Origin of the sequence: Streptomyces oceani (assembly GCF_001751245.1) — a bacterium.
GTDB classification, from domain to species: Bacteria; Actinomycetota; Actinomycetes; order Streptomycetales; family Streptomycetaceae; genus Streptomyces; species Streptomyces oceani.
Genome location: NZ_LJGU01000115.1, coordinates 253,206 through 260,321 on the forward strand (window position 1 = coordinate 253,206; position 7,116 = coordinate 260,321).

Annotated in this window: 8 protein-coding genes; 6 read left to right on the forward strand and 2 right to left on the reverse strand. The window is 71.0% G+C overall.

All coding sequences use genetic code 11. From position 1 onward, the window contains the following. The first annotated feature begins 209 nt into the window (after nucleotides 1-209). Together AN216_RS10105 and idi are read left to right on the forward strand one after the other, a co-directional pair. Nucleotides 210-1,145, forward strand: coding sequence for a cation diffusion facilitator family transporter (locus AN216_RS10105; RefSeq protein ID WP_070196292.1), 936 nt, complete (start codon nucleotides 210-212; stop codon nucleotides 1,143-1,145). A 56-nt stretch (nucleotides 1,146-1,201) separates the two neighbouring features. Further along, the gene (idi, locus tag AN216_RS10110; RefSeq protein WP_244502389.1) at nucleotides 1,202-1,762 is read left to right on the forward strand and encodes an isopentenyl-diphosphate Delta-isomerase; all 561 of its coding nucleotides are present in this window, start codon (nucleotides 1,202-1,204) and stop codon (nucleotides 1,760-1,762) included. Nucleotides 1,763-1,958: 196 nt separating this feature from the next. Here idi and AN216_RS10115 read toward each other — a convergent pair whose 3' ends face one another. Beyond that, nucleotides 1,959-2,492: an ATP-binding protein gene (locus tag AN216_RS10115; RefSeq protein ID WP_070196321.1), complete on the reverse strand. Its 534-nt coding sequence runs from the start codon at nucleotides 2,490-2,492 to the stop codon at nucleotides 1,959-1,961. A 194-nt stretch (nucleotides 2,493-2,686) separates the two neighbouring features. Here AN216_RS10115 and AN216_RS10120 point away from each other — a divergent pair, with 194 nt between their 5' ends. From AN216_RS10120 to AN216_RS30655, 3 genes are read left to right on the forward strand one after another with little or no spacing between them, the layout of a single operon-like run. Further along, on the forward strand, nucleotides 2,687-3,514 hold the full coding sequence (locus tag AN216_RS10120) for an enoyl-CoA hydratase/isomerase family protein (RefSeq protein ID WP_244502390.1): 828 nt from the start codon (nucleotides 2,687-2,689) through the stop codon (nucleotides 3,512-3,514). Between the two features lie 41 nt (nucleotides 3,515-3,555). Next, entirely contained in the window at nucleotides 3,556-4,428 is an 873-nt protein-coding gene (locus tag AN216_RS10125; RefSeq protein ID WP_070196293.1) for an SCO6745 family protein, read from the forward strand. Nucleotides 4,429-4,487: 59 nt separating this feature from the next. Further along, nucleotides 4,488-4,610 (forward strand): LPFR motif small protein, encoded by a 123-nt coding sequence (locus tag AN216_RS30655; RefSeq protein WP_275522212.1) that lies wholly within the window; start codon nucleotides 4,488-4,490, stop codon nucleotides 4,608-4,610. A gap of 62 nt (nucleotides 4,611-4,672) precedes the next feature. Here AN216_RS30655 and AN216_RS30110 read toward each other — a convergent pair whose 3' ends face one another. Continuing rightward, entirely contained in the window at nucleotides 4,673-4,813 is a 141-nt protein-coding gene (locus tag AN216_RS30110) for a hypothetical protein (RefSeq protein WP_244502391.1), read from the reverse strand. On the opposite strand from AN216_RS30110, the gene AN216_RS10130 reads away from it, so the two are divergent. After that, on the forward strand, nucleotides 4,800-7,116 hold a 2,317-nt coding region (locus AN216_RS10130), incomplete at its 3' end, for a Tex family protein (protein ID WP_244502392.1). The genes AN216_RS30110 and AN216_RS10130 overlap by 14 nt on opposite strands.

Consider the following 7,116-nt stretch of genomic DNA (forward strand, 5'->3'; position numbering starts at 1 on the left):
GAGCGCGCAGCGGGAAGTGGTCCGGGCCGCGTGCCCCGGGAGCCGTCCGCCGGTTTGCGCCGGGTGCCCCGCACGCCCCCGACCAGGGGGAACATACCTGGTCAGAGCACATGACAACGGTGTTCATGGCAGTGTTTGCACATACCCCCATACCGTAGTTCACTGAGCCTCGACGACCTGATTCGAAGCGTCGCGGGAGGCTGCTGGTAATGGGCGCGGGACACGACCACGGAACACTTGGGGCGGGGGCGGGCCATACAGCCGCCGCCGCGCATCGGAGCCGACTGCGCACAGCGCTGGGGATCACGCTCGGGGTGTTGCTGCTTCAGGTGATCGGCGGACTCGCCGCCAACTCCTTGGCGCTGCTGGCGGACGCCGGGCACATGGCCACCGACGCGCTGGGCCTCGGGATGGCGCTGCTGGCCATCCACTTCGCGAACCGTCCGAGCACCGCACGCCGCACCTTCGGCCTGGCCCGCGCGGAGATCCTGGCCGCACTGGCCAACTGTCTGCTGCTGCTGGGCGTCGGCGGCTACATCCTCTACGAGGCGATCCAGCGCTTCATGGAGCCGGCTGACACGGACGGCGGCCTGACGCTGGTCTTCGGCGCCGTCGGCCTGTTGGCGAACCTCGTCTCGATGTCCCTGCTCCTGCGCGGGCAACGGGAAAGCCTGAACGTACGCGGCGCGTTCCTCGAGGTGCTGGCGGACGCGCTGGGCTCGGTCGCCGTGCTGGTGTCCGCGCTGCTCGTCATGACCACCGGTTGGCAGGCCGCCGACCCGATCGCGTCCCTGGTGATCGGGCTCATGATCGTGCCCCGCACCATACGCCTGGCGCGCGAGGCCCTGGACGTGCTGCTCGAGGCCGCGCCGAAGGACGTCGACATGGCCGGCGTACGGGAACACATCCTCGCCGTGCCCGGCGTGGAGGGCCTGCACGACCTGCACGTGTGGACCATCACCTCGGGTATGCCGGTCCTGTCCGCGCACGTCGTGGTAAGCCAGGAGACGCTGGAGACCCTCGGCCACGAGCGCGTACTGCACGACCTGCAAGGCTGCCTTGACTCGCACTTCGACGTCGAGCACTGCACCTTCCAGCTGGAGCCCCTGGGACATGCGGCCCATGAAGCCAAGGTGTGTCACTGACGTACGGCACACTGTCCTCGTTCCGGACAGCGCAGCCGAGGAAATCAAGGATGGATATGGCGGACAGCTCATCGGCACCGGTCATGCTCGAACTGGTCGACGAAAGCGGCACGACGATCGGCAGCGCGGAGAAGCTGGCCGCTCATCGGGCCCCCGGTCAGTTGCACCGCGCGTTCTCGGTCTTCCTGCTCGACGACCGGGGTCGGCTGCTGCTCCAGCGTCGGGCCCTGAGCAAGTACCACTCCCCCGGTGTCTGGTCCAACTCCTGTTGCGGTCATCCGTATCCGGGTGAACCGCCGTTCGTGGCCGCGGCCCGGCGGGTCGGCGAGGAACTGGGCGTCGCACCCGCGCTGCTGGGGGAAGCGGGGACCGTGACCTACACGCATCCCGACCCGGAGTCCGGGCTCGTGGAGCGTGAGTTCAACCATCTCTTCGTGGGTTCCCTCGCCACAGCGCCGCGTCCCGCCCCCGAGGAGATCGCCGAGACCAGCTTCGTCACGTCCGGCGAGTTGACCAAACGCGAGGCGGCGGAGCCGTTCTCGGTCTGGTTCCGCACGGTGCTTGAGGCGGCTCTGCCCACGATCAGGGAGCTGGCGGGCCCGGCCGCCGACTGGTGACACGACGACCGCCGGCCGGCTCCGGGAGAGGTGTCTCCCTCGAAGCCGGCCGGCGGTCAAGCGGACACACGCTATCCCGAGCGCGCTTCCCCGGCATCCCGGCCGCCGCTTCAGCAGGTCCGCGCTGGGTCGGAACGCGCGCGGAAACGCCGCGGGGCGAGGGCCCGCGGGAGGGCGCACGAGCAGGGACGCCCGCTCACTGCTGGCGCTGGCCGTCCAGTCCGTAGCCGGGCAGCGGCAGTGTGGCCCAGATGATCTTGCCGCCGGACGCCGTCTGCTGCACGTCACAGACTCCGCCGCTCTCCTGACTGATCGTCTTGACCAGCAACAGCCCGCGGCCGCCGGTGTGTTCCTGGTCCGGGTCGGCCTCCAGCGCCTTGGGGCGGTACGGATGCGAGTCCTCCACCGCCACCCGGACCCAGGTCGCGCCCAGCGCGACCTCCACGGCGATCTGGGGCGAGAGCAGCGCCGCGTGCCGCACGGAGTTCGTGACCAGTTCGGACACGATAAGCAGCAGCCCCTGCACCATGTCGTCCGGCACCGGTGCCCGTTGACGGCGCAGCAGGTCGCGTACGGCGTGCCGCAGCTGCGGTACCGCGGAGTCGGCCGCGGGAGCGTTCAACCGCCACGTGCCCTCGTACCACAGAGGCGTGACGTGCTCCTCCACCGGTGTCGCGACCGGGGCCCGGCCACCGCCCGTTTCCGGCGGCAGACTCCCGCGGATCTTCATGTCCCGCACCCCGCTCCCATCGTGTGTGCTTGCATCTGTTCTTGCATCGAGTGTTGGTATCTCACACCTGTTGTCCAGCACAGTGACCGCAAGTCGGCACCTATCGATGGGTTTCGTCGTTCTGCTTACGAACAACGACTCTCTGCGACCGCCTTTGCTCGCCAGCGGTCGCTTACCGCTCGTATGCACTGGATATGATCACCATCATGCAGCCGGAAGTGGGCCGCCTCATCGCGGAGCGAGATGTCGGGAACGGCAGGGGCGTCCGCACCGGCCGGGACGGCGGAGACGAAGTGGACACAGCCGTCGCCAGGATCACGATCCACCACGCCAGCAAGCGGAACGCCATGACGCCGGCCATGTGGCGACAATTCCCGGAACTGCTGGCGGAGCTGTCCACCGACACCGCCGTACGCGTCCTGGTGCTCGCCGGCGCCGGCGACACCTTCTGCGCGGGCGCCGACATCAGTACCCTGCGTGGCGGGGCACACGCGGCACAGGGGCTGTCGGTCGCCGCCGAGGAGGCGTTGGCCAGCTTTCCCAAGCCCACGCTGGCAGTCGTCCGCGGCGACTGCGTGGGCGGCGGTTGCCAACTCGCCGCGGCGTGTGACCTGCGCTTCGCCGCGCGCGACGCCCGGTTCGGGATCACTCCCGCTAAGCTCGGCATCGTCTACCCCGCGTCGTCGACCCGCCGACTCGTCCGCCTCATCGGCCCCAGCGCCGCCAAGTACCTCCTCCTCTCCGCCGAGTTGGTCGACGCCGAGCGCGCGATGCGCCACGGGCTGGTCGACGAGATCCACCCCGGGGACACCCTCGACCAGCGGGTGGCCGACTTCGCCGAACTGCTGGCCACCCGCTCGCAGCTGACCCAGGCCGCGGCGAAGGAGTTCGTGGACGGTCGTACGGACCGGGAGCGCGTCGCGCACTGGGAGCGCGCCGCCGCCAGCGCGGGAGAGGAGGCCGAGGAAGGTGTGAGGGCCTTCCTGGAACGCCGCCCGCCACGGTTCTCCTGGACGCTCTGACGGCCCTTCCACCGCTGATTACCAACGGGTAACGTAGCGGCGTGTCCAATCCAACGATTCTCCCCGAGCGCGCCGGCCGGCGCTGCCACAACGTCCTCAACCCCCTGCACTCCGCGCTCTACTTCTCCCCCGACCTGGCCACGGAGCTGGCTCCGTACGGCATCCAGGAGCCCAACACCGTCTACGTGGCCGGACGCGCCGCGGCCCTGGGCGCCGTCGGTCCCGGAGCCGCCACCGCGGCCTTCTACAACTTCAGCCATGACGTGATCTCCCAGGTGCTCCCCCAGGTGTGGGAACTCGCCGCCCCGACCACGGTGCTGGCCGCCCGACTGCGCGCCGTCGACAGCACCCTGGGTCGGCTGCTGGGCCCGGACGTGCTCGCCTCCGCCGACCTGCGGGAAGCCGCCGAGCTGGCCCTGCGGGCCGCGGAGGGCTGCTCCCGTGCCGGCCGCCCGCTCTACGCGGCGCACGCCGACCTGCCGGTCCCCGACGCTCCCCATCTCGCTCTCTGGCACGCCGCCACGCTGCTGCGCGAGCACCGGGGGGACGCCCACCTCGCCGTACTCCAGCACGCCGCGCTGGATCCGCTGGAGGCGCTGGTCAGCCATACCGCCAGTGGCCGCGGCATGGCTCCCAAGTGGGTCCTGCGCACCCGTGGTTACGACGAGCGCGACTGGTCCGCGGCCCAGGACCGGTTGCGTGCGCGCAGGCTGCTGGACGCCGACGGTGAACTGACCGAGAGCGGGACGACGCTGCGCAAGGAGCTGGAGAACGAGACCGACCGGCTGGACAGCGGCCCGTACGCGCTGCTCGGCGCGGCCGGGGTGGCCCGGCTCACCGAGCTGGCCGGCGGCTTCACCACCACGGCGCTCGCGAACGGCGCCTTCCCCGCGGACCTGTTCGGGAAGAACTGAGCGGGTCTTCCTCGCCGCACCCGGGTTTAGCCGTGTTCCGCTCGGCAATCCGGGGCGGCATGAAGGCCATCGCAGACATTCTCCGCATGATCGGCGGCGCGCTCGCGTCCGTCGTGACCCTGCCGTTCCGCGCGCTCGCCCGACTGTTCGGCGGCGCCTCGCGGGCCGTACGCCGGCGCTGAGCCGCCACGCCCCGGCGCCGCACCGTAACTGAGCCGGCACCGTCCGGCACCCAGCCGTCGGATCACCCGTCGCGTCGCATGTCCAGCGCGTCCGGGCCGCCCGCTGTCGGTGGCACCTGCCAGAATGCAGGCTCACCGGAAATCGCACATCCGGGACCGACGAGCACCGAGAAGGCGGAACCGATCACCGTGACGATCACCATCGAAGGCAGGATCGCTGAGGAGCTCGGCGTACGGGAGCGGCAGGTCCAGGCCGCCGTCGAGCTGCTCGACGGCGGTTCGACCGTCCCGTTCATCGCCAGGTACCGCAAGGAAGCGACCGAACTGCTGGATGACGCCCAGCTGCGTACGCTCGAGGAGCGGCTGCGCTATCTCCGGGAGCTGGAGGAGCGGCGCGAGACCGTGCTGGAATCCGTACGCTCCCAGGGGAAGCTCGACGACGCGCTGGAGGCCCGCATCCGGGCCGCCGAGTCGAAGGCGCGGCTGGAGGACATCTACCTCCCCTACAAACCCAAGCGACGCACCAAGGCACAGATCGCCCGGGAAGCCGGGCTCGAGCCGCTGGCCGAGCGCCTGTTGACCGATCCGGAGCAGGAACCGCACACGGCCGCGGCGGAGTTCGTGACCGGCGAGGGCGAGGCGGGTGGCCAGACCGCCGTGGCGGACGCCGCCGCCGCGCTCGAGGGAGCGCGGGCGATCCTGACCGAGCGGTTCGGCGAGGACGCGGATCTGATCGGCGAGCTGCGCGAGCGCATGTGGTCCCGTGGCCGGCTCGGCTCGCGGGTCCGGGAGGGCAAGGAGGAGCAGGGCGCGAAGTTCAAGGACTACTTCGACTACTCCGAGTCCTTCGCCGAACTCCCCTCCCACCGCGTGCTCGCCGCGCTGCGCGGCGAGAAGGAGGAGATCCTCGACCTCTCGCTGGAGCCGGAACCAGCCGACGAGCCGGAGGAGCCCGACGGCCGGAGCGGATACGAGCGGGCCATCGCGCACCGCTTCGGCATCGTCGACCGGGGCCGCCCCGCGGACGCCTGGCTCACGGAGACCGTCCGCTGGGCCTGGCGCACCCGTGTCCTGGTGCACCTGGGCATCGACCTGCGCCTGCGGTTGCGTACGGCCGCCGAGGACGAGGCCGTCCGGGTGTTCGCGACCAACCTCCGCGACCTGCTGCTGGCCGCCCCGGCCGGCACCCGCGCCACCCTGGGCCTGGACCCGGGCCTGCGTACGGGCGTGAAGGTGGCGGTCGTGGACGCCACCGGCAAGGTCGCCGCCACCGACACGGTCTATCCGCACGCGCCGCAGCAGCAGTGGGACCAGGCGCTGGAGAAGCTGGCCGCGCTGGCGGCACGGCACCAGGTCGAGCTGGTCGCGATCGGCAACGGCACCGCGTCCCGGGAGACTGACAAGCTCGCCGGCGAACTGATCTCCCGGCGGCCGGAGTTGAAGCTCACCAAGGTGATGGTCTCGGAGGCCGGAGCCTCGGTGTACTCCGCTTCGCCGTACGCCTCCCAGGAGCTGCCGGAGCTGGACGTCTCGCTGCGCGGCGCGGTGTCGATCGCTCGGCGGCTCCAGGATCCGCTGGCCGAGCTGGTGAAGATCGACCCGAAGTCCATCGGCGTCGGGCAGTACCAACACGACCTGGCCGAGGCGAAGTTGTCCCGCTCGCTGGACGCCGTCGTGGAGGACTGCGTGAACGGCGTGGGGGTCGACGTCAACACCGCCTCGGCGCCGCTGCTGTCCCGGGTCTCGGGTATCGGCAGCGGGCTCGCGGAGAACATCGTCGCGCACCGGGACCAGCACGGCCGGTTCGGCAGCCGCAAGGACCTCAAGGCGGTGGCGCGGCTCGGCCCGAAGGCGTACGAACAGTGCGCCGGCTTCCTCCGTATCCTCGGCGGAGAGGACCCGCTGGACGCCTCCGCGGTGCATCCGGAGGCGTATCCCGTGGTGCGCGGCATGGTGCGTACGGCCGGCTCCGAGGTGCCGGCGATGATCGGCAACACCACGCTGCTGCGGAAGTTGGACCCCGCCGACTTCGTGACGGACACCTTCGGGCTGCCCACCGTGACGGACATCCTCCGGGAGCTGGAGAAGCCGGGGCGGGACCCGCGGCCGACGTTCCGCACTGCCACCTTCCGGGAGGGTGTGGAGAAGCTGAGCGACCTGAGCCCCGGGATGATCATGGAGGGCGTGGTTACCAACGTGGCGGCGTTCGGCGCGTTCGTGGACGTCGGCGTGCACCAGGACGGCCTGGTCCATGTGTCCGCGATGTCGCGGAACTTCGTCAAGGACCCGCGCGAGGTGGCCAAGCCCGGCGACGTCGTGAAGGTGAAGGTGCAGGACGTCGACGTGGCCCGGAAGCGTATCTCGCTCACGATGCGGCTGGATGACGACGCGGAGACCGGCGGTTCGGGCGGTGGCCGCGGGGGCCGCGTCGGCGCGGGAAGTTCGGGCGCGTCCCGGCGCACCGGCCGCGGTTCCGGCGCGGCGCCGCGGCAGCGGCAGGGCGACG